The organism is Aeromicrobium piscarium (assembly GCF_007421815.1).
GTDB lineage: Bacteria > Actinomycetota > Actinomycetes > Propionibacteriales > Nocardioidaceae > Aeromicrobium > Aeromicrobium piscarium.
On the sequence record NZ_VLNT01000003.1, the window covers coordinates 155,588 to 171,695 of the forward strand.

Sequence of the window (16,108 nt, forward strand, 5' to 3'; positions counted from 1 at the left end):
CGAGGATGGGCAGACGCCGGCATGATCTCCACGGCCGATCGCTCGCTACGCTCGCTCATGAGGCCGATTCTGTCATGTGCGTATCGCGGCGGGAATGTTCACGACACGACCGTCTCACCTGGCCGGCCGGACATGGACGACGTCGCCTGAGCTGAACGGCGTGCCGTCCACGATGAGCCGACCGTCGCCGTCGACGGTCTCGGCCGTGCCCACGAAGGGGTCGCCTCCCGGCCGCTCGATGCGCACGTGCTGGCCCAGCGTGACGCATCGTTCCAGGAAGGTCTCGCGGATCGCCTCGATCGCGTCGGGGCGCGGATCCTCCCAGCGTGTGAGCCAGTGGTCGAGGCCTTCCAGCAGCTCGACCAGGACGGCCCGACGGTCCAGGTCGCGTGCGCCTTCCAGGGCGAGAGAGGTCGCCGTCGTGGTCGGGAGCTCGTCGCGACGCGCGGCGATGTTGAGCCCGATGCCGATCACCGCGCCGGCGGCGAGCCCCGGGGTCTCGACGCGTTCGAGCAGGATGCCGCAGATCTTGCGGCCGTCGACGAGGACGTCGTTCGGCCACTTGATCCCGCCACCGCGTACCCCACGGGCACGCACGAGATCGTCGACCGCGAGTCCCGCGACCAGGGGCAGCCAACTCCAGCGGCTGATGGGAACGACCGGTCTGATGAGCGCGGAGACGGCGATCCCCGATCGGCCGGGGAGCGCGAAGCTGCGACCGAGCCGTCCTTTGCCGGCGTCCTGTCGATCCGCGGCGACCACCGAGCCTGTTGGGGCGCCGTCCCGAGCCATCGACGCGAGGTCGGTGTTCGTGCTCGACGTCCGCTCCGGCGCCACGATGTCGCCACGCCAGCGGGTGTGCGTCAATCGTGCTCGCAGCTCGTCGGCGGCGAGGGGACTGCGGGACAGATCACAGGGACCGGGTGGGGGCGAGAAGGTCACGGTCTAAGGTAAGCCACATGACCGACGCAGCACCCGACGTCCAGCTCGAGGCACATCCCGAGCTCCACACCACCGCGGGCAAGCTCGCCGACCACGAGCGCCGCACCCACGAGGCCACCGTCGAGATCGCCGAGCGCGCCGCGGAGAAGCAGCATGCCAAGGGCCGCCAGAGCGCCCGCGAGCGGATCGAGCAGCTCCTCGACGAGGGCTCCTTCGTCGAGCTCGACGCCTTCGCCCGGCACCGCGCCACCGCCTTCGGCCTGGATCAGAACCGGCCCCTCGGCGATGGTGTGATCACTGGCTACGGCACGATCGACGGCCGCCAGGTCTGCGTGTTCAGTCAGGACTTCAGCGTCTTCGGCGGCAGCCTCGGCGAGGTCTACGGCGAGAAGATCACCAAGGTGATGGACCTGGCGATCAAGGCCGGCTGCCCGATCATCGGCATCAACGAGGGCGCCGGCGCCCGCATCCAGGAGGGCGTCGTCTCCCTGGGCCTCTACGGCGAGATCTTCCGCCGCAATGTGCACGCCTCGGGTGTCATCCCGCAGATCAGCCTCATCATGGGCTCGAACGCCGGCGGGCACGTCTACTCCCCCGCGGTCACCGACTTCGTGGTGATGGTCGACCAGAAGTCCAATATGTTCATCACGGGCCCGGACGTCATCAAGACCGTCACCGGCGAGGACGTCTCGATGGAGGACCTCGGCGGCGCGCGCACCCACAACACCAAGAGCGGCAACGCCCACTACATGGGTGCCGACGAGGAAGACGCGATCGAGTACGTCAAGGCGCTTATCAGCTTCCTCCCGCAGAACAACATGGAGGAGCCCGAGCCCTTCGACGAGGTCATCGACCTCGAGCCGAATGACGACGATCTCGCCCTCGACACCCTGATCCCGGATTCGGCCAACCAGCCGTACGACATCCGCACGGTGATCGAGACCGTCCTGGACGATCAGGACTTCCTCGAGGTCCAGCCGCTGTTCGCCCCGAACATCGTCATCGGCTTCGGCCGGGTCGAGGGCCGCAGCGTCGGCGTCGTGGCCAATCAGCCGATGCAGTTCGCCGGCACGCTCGACATCGACGCTTCGGAGAAGGCGGCCCGTTTCGTGCGGACCTGCGATGCCTTCAACATCCCGATCCTCACCTTCGTGGACGTGCCCGGCTTCCTGCCCGGCACCGATCAGGAGTGGAACGGCATCATCCGCCGCGGCGCCAAGCTCATCTACGCCTACGCCGAGGCCACGGTCCCGCTCGTCACGGTCATCACCCGCAAGGCCTACGGTGGCGCCTACGACGTGATGGGCTCCAAGCACCTGGGTGCCGACGTCAACCTCGCGTGGCCCACCGCCCAGATCGCCGTCGTCGGCGCCCAGGGCGCGGTCGGCATCCTGTACCGCCGCGATATCGCCGGAGCCGATGACCCCGACGCCCGTCGCGCCGAGCTCATGACCGAGTACGAGGACACGCTGTGCAATCCGTACGTGGCGGCCGAGCGCGGCTATGTCGACGCCGTCATCCGGCCGAGCAGCACCCGCGCGGAGGTCGCCAAGGCACTGCGCCTGCTGCGCACCAAACGTGAGTCGCTGCCGCCCAAGAAGCACGGGAACATCCCGCTGTGAGCGACGAGCAGCAGGATCAGCCGCGCCCGGTTCTTCGGGTCGTCAAGGGCGATCTCACCGAGGAGGAGCTCGCCGCACTCGTCGCGGTGGTCTCCGTGCGCAACGCGGCGGCCGCCCATGCGGCTGCCCGTCGCCCACGTCGAGTCCGCTCCGAGTGGGGCCACCCCGCGCGGCAGCATCGCACCGCGCTGCGTGTCGGCCCCGGCCAGTGGCGGGCGAGCTCCTGGTGACTCCTCTCGTGCTCGCCTCAGCCTCCCCGGCGCGGCTGGAGACGCTGAGGCGAGCAGGGGTGGAACCCGAGGTGATCGTCTCGGGAGTCGATGAGACCGAGGTGCTGGCGGCCACCCCTGGTCAGCTGGCATCGTCGCTCGCGCAGATGAAGTGTCGAGCGGTCGCGGTCGATCATCCCGATCGCCTCGTGCTCGGCTGCGACTCGGTCCTGGAGTTCGATGGCGAGCCGCTGGGCAAGCCCCATGACCCGCGGGTCGCTCGCGAACGGTGGCGAGCCATGCGTGGCAATGCGGGAGTGCTGCATACCGGGCACTGTGTCCGCCTGGGTGACGATGAGGTCGTCCGCTCCGTGGCCACGCGGGTCCACTTCGCCTATGTGACGGACGATGAGATCGATGCCTATGTCGCCACCGGCGAACCTCTGCAGGTGGCAGGGGCCTTCACCATCGACGGTCTCGGCGGGGCCTTCATCAGCCGCATCGAAGGCGATCACCACAATGTGACCGGTCTCAGCCTGCCGGTTCTGCGCGACATGCTGCACGATTTCGATATCGTCTGGACCGATCTGTGGAGTGTTCGCTGACCGAACTCGGGGGGATCGACGCGCGGTCTGCCGTTCTGCGGCGACGGTCTCGCTCCCCTTCCTACTCCACCGGCAGCCCGAGCCCGCGAGCGATGAGCATCCGCTGCACCTCGCTGGTGCCCTCGCCGATCTCGAGGATCTTGGCGTCGCGGTAGAAGCGTACGACCGGGTACTCCTCCATGAAGCCGTACCCGCCGAAGATCTGCGTGGCGACGCGCGTGGCCGTGACCGCGGCTTCAGAGGTGTAGAGCTTGGCGATCGAGGCCGCCTGTTTGAACTCCGGACCTGTCCGGCCGGCGTCCTTCATCGCCGCGGCACGGTAGGTCAGCGCACGGCCCGCGGCAGCCATGACGGCCAGATCGGCGATCTGGAAGGCGACGCCCTGCTTGCTGCCGATGGGGACGCCGAAGGTGTGTCGCTCCCCCGCGTAGTCGCGGCAGAGTTCCAGGCAGCCCTCGATCAGCCCGACCGCGAGCGCGGCGATGGCGACCCGGCCATCGTCGAGGGTCGCGAGGAACTGGGCGTAGCCGCGTCCCCGCTCCCCGAGCAGGTGGTCCTCCGGCACCCGGGCATCGGTGAAGGTGAGCGGATGGGTGTCGCTGATGTGCCAGCCGAGCTTGTCGTAGGCGCGTTCTGCGGTGAATCCGGGCGTCCCACTGGGCACGATGATGGTGGAGATCTCCGGGCGGCCGCCTTCGCGCTCCCCGGTCCGAGCCGTGACGGTGACGAGCGACGTGATGGCGCTGCCGGAGTTGGTGATGAACTGCTTGCTGCCGTTGATCACCCAGCTCCCGTCGTCGAGCACCGCTCGGGTCGCAGTCGCGCCGGCATCGGAGCCCGCCCCCGGCTCGGTCAGGCCGAAGCCGGCGAGAGCACGGCCGGCGACGAGGTCAGGCAGCCAGCGTTCCTTCTGCGCGTCGGAGCCGAAGGTCAGGATCGGACTGATGCCCAGACCGACGCCGGCCTCGAGCGTGATGCCGATGGACTGGTCGACGCGGCCCAGTTCCTCGATGGCCACGCACAGACTGGTGAAGTCCGCGCCCGCTCCCCCGTACTCCTCCGGCGCGGTCAACCCGAAGAGCCCCAGATCCCCCATCGCCTGGATCGCGTCGACCGGGAAGTGATGGTCCCGGTCCCACTGAGCCACGTACGGGGCGATGCGCTCGGCAGCGAAGTCGCGCACGACATGCCGGAAGTCCTCGTGCTCACGCGACAGTTCGAAGTCCATGCGGTCAGGTTAACACCCATTAACTGAACTGCGGGAAGCGCTCGCCGCCTCAACGCACGGGGTCGAGGGCACGGCGCGCGCGTGACCCGGATCACGCGACGCTCATGACCTGAGACCTGGGACACCTCGTACCGAGCGCACGCCCTAGACTCGGCCTGCAGCCGCTGCTGCGTCGACGACAAGGAGTTCATGTGACGACGCCGTTGAAGAAGGTACTCATCGCCAACCGTGGCGAGATCGCGGTCCGAGTGATCCGCGCGGCCCGGGATGCCGGGATCGGTAGTGTGGCGGTCTACGCCGAGCCCGACCGCGATGCGCTGTTCGTGCGGCTGGCCGATGAGGCCTACTCGCTCGAGGGAGCCACGCCCGGCGACTCCTACCTCTCCATCGAGAAGATCATCGCCGCCGCCGAGCGCAGCGGCGCCGACAGCGTGCACCCCGGCTACGGCTTCCTCGCCGAGAACGCCGAGTTCGCCCAGGCCGTCATCGACGCCGGGTTGATCTGGATCGGCCCCTCCCCCGACGCGATCGAGGCCCTCGGCGACAAGGCCAAGGCCAAGCACATCGCCGAGCGCGCGAAGGCTCCGCTCGCTCCCGGCACCAAGGATCCGGTCGCCGGCGCCGACGAGGTCGTCGAGTTCGCGCAGGAGAACGGTCTCCCCGTCGCCATCAAGGCGGTCTTCGGCGGCGGTGGCCGCGGCCTGAAGGTCGCTCGCACGATCGAGGAGATCCCTGACCTCTACGAGTCCGCGGTCCGCGAGGCCGTCTCGGCCTTCGGCCGCGGCGAGTGCCTCGTCGAGAAGTTCCTCGACAAGCCGCGCCACGTCGAGACCCAGTGCCTTGCCGACAAGCACGGCAATGTCGTGGTGGTCTCGACCCGAGACTGCTCGCTGCAGCGGCGTCATCAGAAACTCGTCGAGGAGGCCCCGGCGCCGTTCCTGAGCGACGAGCAGCTCACGACCCTCTACGAGTCCAGTAAGGCCATCTTGCGCGAGGCCGGCTATGTCGGGGCGGGCACCTGCGAGTTCCTCGTCGGCAGCGACGGCACCATCAGCTTCCTGGAGGTCAATACCCGCCTGCAGGTCGAGCATCCGGTCTCCGAGGAGGTCACCGGTCTCGACCTGGTCCGCGAGATGTTCCGTATCTCGGCGGGTGAGGAGCTCGGCTACGACGACCCGGAGATCCGCGGACACTCGATCGAGTTCCGGATCAACGCCGAGGACGGCGGCCGCGGCTTCCTGCCCGCGCCGGGCACGCTCACCGCGTGGGACCCGCCGGCCGGACCCGGTGTGCGCGTCGACTCCGGCTATGTGGTCGGCGAGACCATCCCCGGCGCCTTCGACTCACTGGTCGCGAAACTCATCGTCACCGGCGCGACGCGCCAGCAGGCGATCGAGCGCTCGCGACGCGCCCTGGCGGAGTTCGTGGTCGACGGCATGCCCACGGTGATCCCCTTCCACGCGAGCGTGCTGAACGATCCGGCGTACACCGCCGAGAACGGCTCCTTCGACGTCTACACCACCTGGATCGAGACCGACTACGACAACCAGCTGGAGCCGTACTCCGGTGCCGCCGGCGAAGCGGACGAGGCCGGTGAACGCGAGCGCGTGACAGTAGAGGTCGGCGGCAAGCGCGTCGAGGTCGTCCTGCCCGGCGGTCTGGGCGCTGCCGCCGCCCCCGCGGCGGCGCAGAAGAAGGCCAAGCGCAAGGCAGGCTCCGGCGGCGGCGCGGCCGTCAGCGGCGACTCCCTCACCTCGCCGATGCAGGGCACGGTCGTCAAGCTCACGGTCGAGGACGGCCAGGAGGTCGCCGAGGGCGATCAGGTGCTGGTCATCGAGGCGATGAAGATGGAGCAGCCGATCACCGCGCACAAGGCGGGCGTCATCACCTCGCTGGACGCCGAGGTCGGCGCGACCGTCTCGGCCGGTGCCGTGATCTGCGAGATCAAGGACGCCTGAGCTCCGACCGACGACGAAGGGCTGCTCCCCTGCTGGGAGCAGCCCTTCGTCGTTCGCGAGGTCTAGAAGCCGAACCAGTTCGACTTGAGTCCGAAGGCCGTGCGGGCCCCGTTGCCGGTGATCTCGACTGAGCCGCTGCTTCCCGTGATGCGGACCTTGTCGACGCGCCCGCCCATGGATCCGTAGCCATTGCGCGCGGTGACCTGGATGCTCCGGGCAGTGCCGATCTGCGGGTAGGCCCGCTTGACGGCATCGGCACTGATGGTGGTCGTCCACGAGTGATTGGGATTGCTGGAAACGGCGTCCCAGTCGTCCTTCACCGGCTTGAGGTAGGGATGCTCCTTCGGATAGCTCGGCCAATTGGTGTACCCACCCGACGAGCTGGAGTACTGCGTGAAGGCCGGCGTGTTGCCGTACATCAACACCTGACCTCGCGTCGCGTCGATCGCGGTGTTGGTTGCCGCGGCCTCCGCGTTGTACCCGCCGTAGACCTGGCACGCGGTGGTGTCGCAGATGTCGTAGGCCGGGCTGCTCGGGTTCATCGTGCGAACGGTGTAGGTGCGCGCGGCGACCGCCTGGGAGCGCAACGCTTGCTGATGCCAGCCCGACGGCATCTCGCGAGGCACGACGCCACGGATGTAGTCGTCGAGGCTGAACAGCTCGTTCACGGTCGTACGAGCCGATCCGGAGCCGGTCCACCATCGGATGACGCCGCGGAAGGTCCGGTCCTGGGAACCGAAGAGGGCCGTCACGGTCCCACCGTCGACACCGAATTGCACGTCTCCGCGCCACGTCCCACCGTGGTTATGCCACGTGCCGCCGGTGTTGTAGCGCAGCTGGTTGCGCGACGAGTCCCCGGCGCGCACCACCTGCCACAGATCGACATGGCGTCCATCGGGACGCGCGGGCAGGACCTTGTTCGGCCCGCCCCCGGCGCTCTGGACCATCAGCCCGCTCTTCGGGCGCACGGTGAGCGCGTCCGTGGGCGCTCCGCTGATCTGCACCCGCACACGGGCGCTGCGTGTCGCGAGCTTGGTGCCCGGGTAGTAGTGGCTCAAGATCTGCTGGTAGCTGTTGCCCTGCAAGGCGCCGCCCTGTGCCCCGTACTGGCTCATGCCCACGCCGTGACCGTAGCCGTGCCCCTTCATGGTCACCGAGCCGTTCGAGAAAGTCGCCGAATTGCTCGAGCCCGCGGCGGCAGTGCGAAATGCGGTGTAGGCGGTATAAGCGCCCTGTCCGCCGTCAGGGCCGAGTGCAGACACCGCGACCCGATACTCGACGCCGGCCTTGAGGCCCGTGATCGACACTGAGGTTCCCGTCGGCTCGCTGGGCCATTGCTTGGGCGAGCCGTTAGCACCCTCGCGGTACCAGATCCGGTAGCGCTGCGCGCCGGCCACCGCCGACCAATTGACGTTCAGGCTCGAGCTGCTCGCCGACCCAGTGAGTCCGCTCGGAACGGCGGGAATCGTACGGAATGGCGTGTAAACTGTGTAGTCGCTCTGGTCGACTCCCGGCGCCAGCGCCGCAACCGCGAAGCGGTACTCCGAGCCGGCCTTGAGGCCCGTAACAGTGGCATTCGCGACCGTGGGCTCGGTGGGGAGCTGACGTGGAGTGCCGTTGGCTCCCTCGCGGTACCAGATCCGGTAGCGCTGCGCGCCGGCCACGGCGTTCCAATCGACGCGGATACTCGAGGCGGAACGCGCACCCAGACGCAGCGACTGTGGCGTGGACAGCCGGCTGAGCGATGTCGTGCGGAATGGCGTGTAGGCCGTGTACGCGCTCTGCCGACCCCCAGCGCCGAGCGCTGCGACAGCGACGTAGTAAGTCGCCTCCGGCTTCAGGCCATCCACAGCGGCGTTGGCCGCGGTGGGCTCGGTGGGCCATTGCTTAGGCGAGCCGTTGGCCCCCTCGCGATACCAGATCCGGTAGCGCTGCGCACCCGGCACGTCAGACCAGGAAAGCTGTAGCCGATCACCGCCGGGCGTCGCGCTGAGCTTCGTCGGCGTCGCGACCCCTGTATAGAAGCTAGTGTAGGCGGTGTAAGCGCTCTGACGATTCGCCGACGACAACGACGACACCGCCACCTGATAGTCGACCCCTGGCTTGAGCCCAGACAGGGTGATCGAGGTTCCTGGCGGTTCCTGCGGGGCCTGCCGCGGGGTGCCGTTCGCTCCCTCGCGGTACCAGACCCGGTATCGTGCTGCTCCCTTGACCGCCTTCCAGCTGACCTTCAACGATGTCGGCGTGGCCGAGGCGGTGAGGTTCTGCGGGACTCCGGGCGCTGTGCGAAACGGCGTGTACGCCGTGTACGCGCTCTGCTGACCTCCCCCGCTGATGGCCGAGACCGCGACTCGATACTCCGTATCGGACGCCAGGCCGGTCAACGTGGCCGAGGTCCCAGTGGGCTCTGTCGGTAGCTGCTTCGGAGTGCCGTTCGCTCCCTCGCGGTACCAGACCCGGTAACGCTGCGCGCCGGGCGTGGCCGCCCAGGAGACCGTCAGTGCGTCGGAGGCCGAGCTGGCCTTCAACTGGGCCGGCATGCCTGGGAGCGTTCCGTACGGTTTGTACTCGGTGTAGTCGCTCTGCGTGCCGTCGGCACCGAGGGTCGAGACAGCCACGCGGTACTCTGTGCCGGGCTTGAGCTTCGTCAGGGTGACGCCGGGTTTCGTGGGCTGCGTCGTCCACTGCTTCGGAGTGCCGTTCGCTCCCTCGCGGTACCAGACCCTGTACCGCTGTGCGCCGCGAGCCGCGTCCCACGTCACCGTCAGTGCCGTGGCCTCGCGCTTCGTCGCGCGGAGGTTGATCGGCGTCTCCGGCGCCGGCTTGCCTGACACGGTGAGGGTCGCGAAGGGTGTGTAATCGGTGTAGTCTCCGCGACCGGCGGCGGTGACGGCTGTGACAGCGACCGAGTAGGGTGAGGCGGCCTTCAGGCCCGTGATCTTCACGGACGTGGAGGTGGGCTCTGTCGTCCACTGCTTCGGGGTGCCGTTCGCTCCCTCGCGGTACCAGACCCGGTACCGCTGGGCGCCGCTCACAGCGCGCCACGAGACGTCCACCGAGGTGTTGCTCGGCTTGACGGCGAGTCCACCGGGTGCCGCCGGGCCGGTGCGGAACGGTGTGTAGGCGGTGTAGGCGCTCTGGCCGTTGTTCGCGCCGAGAGCCGCCACTGCAACCCGATACTCTGTGCCTCGCTTCAGACCGGTGATAGTGGTCGATGTGCCGGACGGCTGCGTCGTCCACTGCTTCGGAGTGCCGTTCGCTCCCTCGCGGTACCAGACCCGGTACCGCTGGGCTCCGGCTGTGGCCTTCCAGCTCACCCGCAACGACGGTCCTTCAGCCGTCGCGGTGATTCCCTGAGGTGTCGTGGGCCCTGTGCGGAAGGCTGTGTAGGCGGTGTAGGTGCCTGCTGCTCCGCTGCTGCGCACCCCGGCGACAGCGACCGAGTACGTCGTGTTCGCGCGTAGTCCCGTGATCGATGCCGAGGTACCGGTGGGCTGGGCGGTCCACTGTTTCGGAGTACCGTTGGTCCCTTCGCGATACCAGATGCGATAGCGCTGCGCACCGGAGACGGCGTTCCACCGAAGGTTCAATGCGCTGCTGGAGGCACTGCTGACCTGGAAACCGCCGGGAGCCGCCAGGGCGGGTGTCCCCCCTCCCCCGCTGTGCATCAGCTTGTCGACATCGGCGCGTAAGCCGTTGCCGGCGTTGAGCCAGTCCAATCCGTAGCGCCCCGGGCAGGCGGTAGCCATCCAGTTGCGGTGGCCGTTTACGGTGAAGTTCGTTCGGCCCGCCAGGGTGACCTGGGTCAGCGGCTTGAGACCGAAGCGCTGCAGGCGCCAGGCGGTGAGCCGGCTGACAGTGCTCCGCAGCGTGTTCCACTCGCCGTTCCAGATATTCGCGGTCTCGAAGTTGCCCATCATCGCGATGCCGGTGCTGTTGTCGTTCACCGCGCCGACACCCGCGTGGGCGCCTCGCCGGTGCCCGGCGATGCTGCCCGCGCGACCCTCGAAGATCTGGCCGTACTTGTCGACGAGGAAGTTGTAGCCGATATCGCACCAGCCGTTGGTGACGATGTGCATCGTCTGGTAGCTGCGGACGATGCCCGCGGACTGGGCCTTCGAGTAGGAGTTGGCACCCGCGGTGTGGTGGATGACCACGCTACGCATCGAGCCCCGGGTGGCATCACAGCTCTGCCCGGGACCCGCACCCCAGCCGCTGCGGGAGATGATCGCCGGCTGTGCCACAGACGCGAAGCCCGTGAGCTCGCCTGCCTCACCGCCTTCGGGTGTCGCGACGTCCTCGGGCCCCGGGTCCACGGTGGTGATCTTCAGGTCGGGAAGCGCGCCCTGATCCGAGGTCACGCGCGCCCGCACACCGTCGGCGGGCTCCGAGGTCCACAGCGGATCGCTGGCCGAGGGCGAACCTTCACCGTCCGCGAGCGGCAGGTCCTCCCACTCGGTCCACTCGCCCGCGACCCGCACGCTCATCACAATCGAGACACCGGTGGCCTCGACATCCTGGTCCCAACTGACGGCTGCCATGTGGAACGGGCTGAGATCCACCTTCTCAAGGATCGAATCATCGGTAGCTGACAAGGCGCGGAGCGTGTCCTCGGGGACCTCCACGTTCTCCACAGTGACCAGGTCCGAGAGAGCTCCGTCGTCGACTCGTTCGGCCTTGAGCGCACCGAGGATCGGCGCTTCGGCCGGAGGAGCGTCCTCGACCGGGGCGGAGGGAGCTTCTTCCGCCGGCGGTTCTGGAGACTCCGCGGGTGGCTGCTCCTCAACGGGTTCGGGAGACTCTTCTGCCTCCGCGGGCTCCGTACCCACCGTGGCCGCGGGCGTACCGGCAGGCGTCGGCTCGGCCGCCGCGGGCTCGAACGCGACGAGCACCAGCAGCAGGCTGATGAGAAGGGCGGCAGCGGAGCGCAGCGACAGCAACCGAGAATGCATGGGGAAGTCCATTCCTGGGGCGTGTGTGACGAAAGTGAATCGTGTTGTCAAAGAGGATTATCACCTGAGATTCCGGGCAAACGCCAGCGGTGGGCGGTCACCTGCGAAAGCACATCGGTGTAATTCACACGAGGCGGTGCAAACGGCGCGCGGCCTCCGCGACAGAGCCTGACATCGACGGGTAGACCGTGAAGGCTTCCGCGATGTGATCGGCGGTCAGCTGGGCCGATACCGCCACCGAAACCGGGTGGATCAGCTCACTGGCTCGCGGCCCGACCACGACCCCGCCGACGAGGGTGCCGATGCCCTGCCGCGCGAACAGCTTGACGAAACCGTCGTGGACGCCCTGCATCTTGGCGCGCGGATTGGACGCGAGCGGCAGGATCGTCGCGTCGACGACCAGGCCCCGTTCCTCGATCTGCCGCTGCGAGAGACCGACGGTCGCGATCTCCGGCGAGGTGAAGATGTTGCTGGACACCTTCAGACGTGACAACGGATTCACCGCGTCGCCCAGCAGATGAGCCATCGCGATCCGCCCCTGCTGGGCTGCAACCGAGGCCAGCATCAATACGCCGGTGCAGTCGCCCGCGGCGTAGATGCCCGGAACGGAGGTGCGCGAGACCTTGTCGACCGCGATGAATCCGCCGTCATCGGTCTCCACGCCCACCGCGTCCAGGCCGAGGTCAGCCGTATTCGGGATGGATCCGAGCGCCAGCAGGCAGTGCGAGCCCTCCACGGTCCGGCCATCGGTGAGGGTCACGACGACTCGCTCGCCATCGCGGTTCACCGAGGCCATCCGGGAGTTGCCCATCACGGTCATACCGCGACGGGTGAAGACATTCTCGATCAGATTCGCGGCGTCGGGGTCCTCGCCGGGAAGCACCCGGTCCCGGCTGGAGACCAAGGTGACCTGCGCACCGAGGCCGTTGTAGGCACTCGCGAACTCGGCTCCGGTGACGCCCGAGCCGACGACGATCAGATGCTCGGGGATCTCGTCCAGGCCGTAGACCTGCTCCCAGGTCAGGATGCGCTCTCCGTCGGGTTGGGCGTCGGGACTCACTCGGGGGTGGGCGCCTGTGGCCAACAGGATGCTGTCCGCGGCGACGACGCGCTCTCCCTCGTCGGTCGCGGCGACCACGGTCCCCGGGGCGTCGATGCGTCCCGTGCCCTTGACGATCTCGACCCCGGCCGAGCGCAGCCGATCCTCGATGTCGCGGGACTGCGCCTGCGCCAGACGCAGTACACGGGCGTTCACCGATGCCAGGTCGGCGCGCGGCGTCGAGGGAATCTCGACACCCAGCTCGGCCGACGTGCCGACCTCGGTCAGCAGATCGGAGGTGGCGATGAGCGTCTTGCTGGGTACGCAGTCGGTGAGGACGGTCGATCCGCCGAGGCCATCGCGGTCGATGAGTGTGACATCGGCCCCTGATCTGCGCGCTACCAGCGCTGCCTCGTAGCCGCCGGGTCCGCCTCCGATGATCGCCACATGAGTCACGTGAGCCATTCTCTCGCAGAGCACGGCTCACGAGCCAATCGCCCGGCCTCCGTGCCCGCGGGATCGGCATGCCAGCGTCGATCGGCGGTCAGCCTCGTCGACGCCGGGGTACGACGAGCGGACGGCCATCCGGACCGTCGATGACGTCCACCGCCACCCCGTAGACCTCGGCGATCCGCCCCGCCTCCAGGACCTGCTCCGGTGCGCCGTGCGCGACGAGGGAGCCACCGTCCAGCAGGGCGACACGATCGGCGTAAGCAGCCGCGAGCGACAGGTCGTGCAGCACCACGACCACCGTCCTGCCCTGCCGCGCGTCGTCGGCCGCATGGGCCAGGACATCCTCCTGGTGGCGAAGATCCAGCGCCGCGGTGGGCTCGTCGAGCAGGATGACGGGGGTCTGTTGCGCGAACACGCGCGCGAGGGCCACCCTGGCCTGCTCTCCACCGGAGAGGGCCTGCGCTGAGCGGCCCCGCAGATGGGCGATGTCAGCGCGTGCGATGGCGTGATCGACCGCCTCACGGTCACGCTCCGGCTCCGCGGGCCACGGCGCACGACCCATCGCCACGACGTCGTCGACCGTGAAGGCGAAGCTCACGGCGTTCTTCTGGAGCAGCACCGCCCGTTCACGGGCGAGCTCGGCCGCCGGCCACGCGGACACCGCTCGATCGTGCAGCAGGGCCGTGCCCTCGGCCTCGATATCGCCTGCCAGGACGCCGAGCAGCGTCGACTTGCCGGCACCGTTCGGGCCGACGATCGCCAGCAGCGTCCCCTCGTCGATCTCCAGGCTGACCTCGTCCAGGACGGCGCGGCCGCCGCGCCGGACGGTGACCCGGTCGAGGCGATAGGTGGTCGCCATCAGCCCCACCCTCCGGACCGCGCCCGCGTCTGGCGGATCAGCACGAAGAAGAAGGGGCCGCCGATGAGCGCGGTGAGCATGCCGAGCGGCAGGTCGGCTCCGGGCACCAGCGTGCGGGCCACGAGATCGCACCAGACGATCAGCGCCGCGCCGGCGATCACGCTCGCCACGATCAGGGTGCGATGCGCGGGGCCGAGCAGCATCCGCATCGCATGCGGTACGACCAGACCGACGAAGGCGATGATCCCCGCGAAGGAGACCGCCGCCGCTGTCACGAGTGCCACGATGCCGATGGAACCGATGCGCAGGAGCTCCACCCGCACGCCGAGATGCGCGGCACTGCGCTCGCCGAGGCTCAGCAGATCGTAGCGACGCGCCAAGGCGAAGGAGACGGCGATCGAGGGGACGGCCACGATGGTCACGAAGGCGACCTCGTGCCAGCGGGCGCCGTTCAGCGAGCCGAGCTGCCAGAACACGATCTGCTCACGAGCGGACGTGTTGCCGAGGAACATGGTCAACGCGATCCCGGCACCGGCGAAGGCATTCACGGCGATACCGGTCAGCAGCAGCGTGACGACCTCGGTCCGGCCTTCGGCCCGGGCCGTCAGGTAGACCAGCAGCGTGGCCAGGAAGCCCGCGACGAAGGCCGCGGCCGCGGTCGCGCCGGCCGCGGTGACACCCGCGGCGATGACGGCGGCGGCGCCGAGCGCGGCTCCGGAGGACACGCCCACGACACCGGGCTCGGCGAGGGGGTTCCCGAAGATCGCCTGCATGATGACGCCGCCGACAGCCAGACACGCGCCCACCACGATCCCGAGGGCGAGGCGCGGGAAGCGGATCTGCGTCAGCGTCTGGGCGATGATGTCGTCGCTGGGATACCAGGATGTGGAGATGCCGACGGACTTCAGCGCCGCGCCCAGCACATCGGTGACGTCCACCGGCAGCTGCCCGATCGCGGCGGACACCACGACACCGATGATCAGCGCGGCGACGAGACCGGCGACGACGAGGACCCGCTTCACGAGTCCTCGCCGGGCGCGTACACGGCGCGAGCCAGGGCATCGAGGACCCCGGCGGAACGGGGGCCGAAGGAGAGCACATCGGTGTCGGCCATGTCCACGATGCGCCGCTTCTGCCCTGCCGTGGTGAGCGCGAGCGCGGGCTTGCTCGACAGCAGCCCGTCGACGCCACCGGCAGACTCGAGGCCCTTCGTCATCACCAGCAGCAGGTCGGGGTCGGCCGCGACGATCGCCTCATCCGTCAACGGCGTGTACTCCCGCCACCCTTGGTCGGTGCCGACATCGACGCCGCCGAGTCGCTGGACCAGGTCGTCGGCTCCCGATCCGGGTCCGAAGAGGTAGTAGACACCCGAGCCGCCGCGCAGGTAGAGGAACGCCATACGCAGGCGCTCGCCCTCGGCGGGCACGAGATGGTCGTCGATCGTCGCCGACACCTCCTCGATCTCCGAGAGGATGCGCTCGGCGAGCAGCTCGCCCTCGTCCGCGAGTCCGAGCGCCGCTCCGACATCCCGCGCCTGCTGCGCGGCGCCCTCGAACGAGGCCGCCCGCGGGATGACGACGAGAGGGACGCCGGCATCCGCGATCTGCTCGACCACATCGCGCGGGCCGATGGAGCCGTCGGTCAGCACCACTGTGGGACGCAGCGCCAGCACCGACTCGACGTTGATCGCGTGGCCGCCGCTCGTGACCACCTCGACATCGTCGATCCCCGGGAAGGAGGCGGCTTGGTCCCGGCCGACGAGCCGGTCGCCCATCCCGAGACCCCAGATGGTCGAGGACAGCGAACCGGAGATGTCGAAGGCGACGATCCGCGAGGTGTCGTCGACCGTCACCTCGCTCTCCCCCGTGGTGAGCTCCGAGGTGACGGTCACCGGCAGCTGAGGTTCGGCCTTCTCGGTGATCGGCTCCACCGAGCGGTCGGACAGCGCGGCCGTGGACGGGCCTTCGATCCCGAAGGGGTCCTGTGGAGTGAGCGAGGACAGCGGCGCCAGATCGACGCCGGTGCCGGCATTGCTGGTCTCGTCGCTCGCCCCACCGCCCTGGCAGGCGCTCAACACGAGCAGGACGCCGGCGAGTAGGGCTGTCAGGACGGACCGCGCGGGCCCTTGAGGCCTCAGGCCGGCCGGCTGCGACGATGCGGCGAACACAGACAACGACTCCTCGGGACCGGAAGACGCCACGACCCAGCGTCCTATGGTTAGGCTAGGCTCAGTAAAGCACA

General features: G+C 68.8%; 11 protein-coding genes. 4 read left to right on the forward strand and 7 right to left on the reverse strand.

What is annotated here, in order from left to right; all coding sequences use genetic code 11:
- Positions 1-114: 114 nt before the first annotated feature.
- The gene (locus tag FNM00_RS05735) at positions 115-942 is read right to left on the reverse strand and encodes a biotin--[acetyl-CoA-carboxylase] ligase (RefSeq protein WP_143912321.1); all 828 of its coding nucleotides are present in this window, start codon (positions 940-942) and stop codon (positions 115-117) included.
- A 17-nt stretch (positions 943-959) separates the two neighbouring features.
- Between FNM00_RS05735 and FNM00_RS05740 the strand changes: the two genes are divergently transcribed.
- Genes FNM00_RS05740 through FNM00_RS05750 form a run of 3 tightly spaced genes read left to right on the forward strand, consistent with a single transcriptional unit; the run spans position 960 to position 3,378 of the window.
- Positions 960-2,564, forward strand: a complete 1,605-nt coding sequence (locus FNM00_RS05740; protein ID WP_143912322.1) for an acyl-CoA carboxylase subunit beta — start codon at positions 960-962, stop codon at positions 2,562-2,564.
- Positions 2,561-2,794, forward strand: coding sequence for an acyl-CoA carboxylase subunit epsilon (locus FNM00_RS05745; RefSeq protein ID WP_143912324.1), 234 nt, complete (start codon positions 2,561-2,563; stop codon positions 2,792-2,794). Before FNM00_RS05740 ends, FNM00_RS05745 begins: the two co-directional genes overlap by 4 nt.
- On the forward strand, positions 2,788-3,378 hold the full coding sequence (locus FNM00_RS05750; protein WP_221933618.1) for a Maf family protein: 591 nt from the start codon (positions 2,788-2,790) through the stop codon (positions 3,376-3,378). The genes FNM00_RS05745 and FNM00_RS05750 overlap by 7 nt, the downstream gene beginning before the upstream one ends.
- A 61-nt stretch (positions 3,379-3,439) precedes the next feature.
- On the opposite strand, the gene FNM00_RS05755 is transcribed toward FNM00_RS05750, so the two are convergent.
- Entirely contained in the window at positions 3,440-4,606 is a 1,167-nt protein-coding gene (locus FNM00_RS05755) for an acyl-CoA dehydrogenase family protein (protein ID WP_143912328.1), read from the reverse strand.
- Positions 4,607-4,797: 191 nt separating this feature from the next.
- Between FNM00_RS05755 and FNM00_RS05760 the strand changes: the two genes are divergently transcribed.
- Positions 4,798-6,564, forward strand: a complete 1,767-nt coding sequence (locus FNM00_RS05760; RefSeq protein ID WP_221933613.1) for an acetyl/propionyl/methylcrotonyl-CoA carboxylase subunit alpha — start codon at positions 4,798-4,800, stop codon at positions 6,562-6,564.
- A 62-nt stretch (positions 6,565-6,626) separates the two neighbouring features.
- Here FNM00_RS05760 and FNM00_RS05765 read toward each other — a convergent pair whose 3' ends face one another.
- The 5 genes from FNM00_RS05765 to FNM00_RS05785 form a co-directional block, all read right to left on the reverse strand.
- Entirely contained in the window at positions 6,627-11,516 is a 4,890-nt protein-coding gene (locus FNM00_RS05765) for a fibronectin type III domain-containing protein (RefSeq protein ID WP_185973000.1), read from the reverse strand.
- 124 nt (positions 11,517-11,640) lie between these two features.
- On the reverse strand, positions 11,641-13,011 hold the full coding sequence (locus FNM00_RS05770; RefSeq protein WP_246065080.1) for an NAD(P)H-quinone dehydrogenase: 1,371 nt from the start codon (positions 13,009-13,011) through the stop codon (positions 11,641-11,643).
- Positions 13,012-13,099: 88 nt separating this feature from the next.
- A complete protein-coding gene (locus FNM00_RS05775; RefSeq protein ID WP_143912334.1) occupies positions 13,100-13,867 on the reverse strand; it encodes a heme ABC transporter ATP-binding protein in 768 nt (255 codons plus the stop codon).
- Positions 13,867-14,889 (reverse strand): FecCD family ABC transporter permease, encoded by a 1,023-nt coding sequence (locus FNM00_RS05780; RefSeq protein ID WP_143912336.1) that lies wholly within the window; start codon positions 14,887-14,889, stop codon positions 13,867-13,869. Before FNM00_RS05780 ends, FNM00_RS05775 begins: the two co-directional genes overlap by 1 nt.
- Positions 14,886-16,067, reverse strand: coding sequence for a heme/hemin ABC transporter substrate-binding protein (locus FNM00_RS05785; protein ID WP_246065081.1), 1,182 nt, complete (start codon positions 16,065-16,067; stop codon positions 14,886-14,888). The genes FNM00_RS05780 and FNM00_RS05785 overlap by 4 nt, the downstream gene beginning before the upstream one ends.
- Positions 16,068-16,108 lie beyond the last annotated feature (41 nt).

Excerpts from the sequence above, each read along its gene's own strand:
- FNM00_RS05740 (WP_143912322.1), top strand. The coding sequence starts at position 960 with ATGACCGACGCAGCACCCGACGTCCAGCTCGAGGCACATCCCGAGCTC.
- FNM00_RS05775 (WP_143912334.1), bottom strand. The coding sequence starts at position 13,867 with ATGGCGACCACCTATCGCCTCGACCGGGTCACCGTCCGGCGCGGCGGC.
- FNM00_RS05755 (WP_143912328.1), bottom strand. The coding sequence starts at position 4,606 with ATGGACTTCGAACTGTCGCGTGAGCACGAGGACTTCCGGCATGTCGTG.
- FNM00_RS05765 (WP_185973000.1), bottom strand. The coding sequence starts at position 11,516 with ATGCATTCTCGGTTGCTGTCGCTGCGCTCCGCTGCCGCCCTTCTCATC.